1 protein-coding gene is annotated in these 1,388 nt (G+C 66.4%); it reads right to left on the bottom strand.

Annotation, left to right across the window (positions count from 1 at the left end; translation table 11 throughout):
* On the bottom strand, positions 1–1,335 hold a 1,335-nt coding region (locus U1700_RS14545), incomplete at its 3' end, for a pyruvate dehydrogenase complex dihydrolipoamide acetyltransferase (RefSeq protein WP_332753408.1).
* Between the last annotated feature and the right edge of the window lie 53 nt (positions 1,336–1,388).

The raw sequence follows: 1,388 nt of genomic DNA, 5'->3' as shown, positions 1-1,388 counted from the left end.
CAGCATGGCGAGCGGACGCTCGACCAGCTCCTTGAACACCTTCATCAGCTCGGCGCCGTCGGCCCCGTCGATGGCGCGGTGGTCGAAGCTGCCGGTCGCGGACATGACGGTCGCCACGCCCAGCTGGTCGTCGACGATGTACGGACGCTTCTCGCCCGCGCCGATCGCCAGGATCATGCCCTGCGGCGGGTTGATGACCGCCTCGAACTGCTTGATGCCGAACATGCCCATGTTCGAGATCGACGCCGTGCCGCCCTGGAATTCATGCGGCTGCAGCTTGTTGTCGCGGGCGCGGGTGGCCAGGTCCTTCATCGTGGTCGAGATGGACGACAGCGAGCGCGTATCCGCCTCCGACACGATCGGGGTGATGAGGCCAGCCGGGGTCGATACCGCGACCGAGATGTCGGCGCGCTTGAAGCTGATGAGCTGGTCCGGCGTGAACATGACGTTGCACTTGGGCACCGCCATCAGCGACACACCCAGCGCCTTGATGAGCATGTCGTTGACCGACAGCTTCACGCCGCGCGATTCGAGACCGGCGTTCAGCTCACCCCGCAGCTTGAGCAGCGCGTCGAGGCGGATATCCACCGTCAGATAGATGTGCGGCACCTGCTGCTTCGATTCGGTCAGGCGACGCGCGATCGTCTTGCGCATGTTCGACAGCTTCGACGCTTCGTGCGGGATATCCGGCACCTGCGCGGGCTTGGGCGCGGCGGCCGGAGCGGCTGCGGCTTCCGCCGGAGCCGAGGTCGACGCAGCAGGAGCGGCGGCCTTGGCCTGGCCCGGCTGCGCGTTCTCGACGTCCGCCTTCACAATGCGACCATTCGGGCCCGAGCCGGTCACGGCCGACAGGTCGAGACCTTTTTGCGAGGCGATGCGGCGAGCCAGCGGGCTGGCGATCGCGCGGCCGCCATTGCCGGCCGGCTTGCCCGAATCAGCGGGCTTGCCGTGATCTTCGGCCTGCTCGACGGTACGCTCGGCGGGCTTGGCCTCGCTGCCGGTCTTGTTGGGATCGGTCGGGTCGGTCGGCATGGGGTTGGCCGGAGCCGGGGTTTCCGACTTGGTCGGGGCCTGGACCGACGAGGCATCCTCGCCCTCTTCGGCCAGGATCGCGATGACGGTGCCGACCTTCACATTGTCGGAACCCTCGGCGACGAGGATCTTGGCGATGACGCCTTCATCCACCGCCTCGAATTCCATGGTGGCCTTGTCGGTTTCGATCTCGGCCATGATATCGCCGGACTTCACCGTGTCCCCTTCCTTCACCAGCCATTTGGCCAGCGTGCCTTCCTCCATGGTCGGCGACAGCGCGGGCATCTTGATCTCGATCGACATGGAGGTCCTCTCGGGGCAAACCAATTCCGTAGCGGCCCGTCTCTTGCGCCCGA

The sequence above is a fragment of the Sphingomonas sp. RB1R13 genome, assembly GCF_036663775.1.
Lineage (GTDB): Bacteria > Pseudomonadota > Alphaproteobacteria > Sphingomonadales > Sphingomonadaceae > Sphingomicrobium.
The sequence above is the reverse complement of the archived record's forward strand: the minus strand, read 5'-3'. Positions and strand labels throughout refer to the sequence as shown.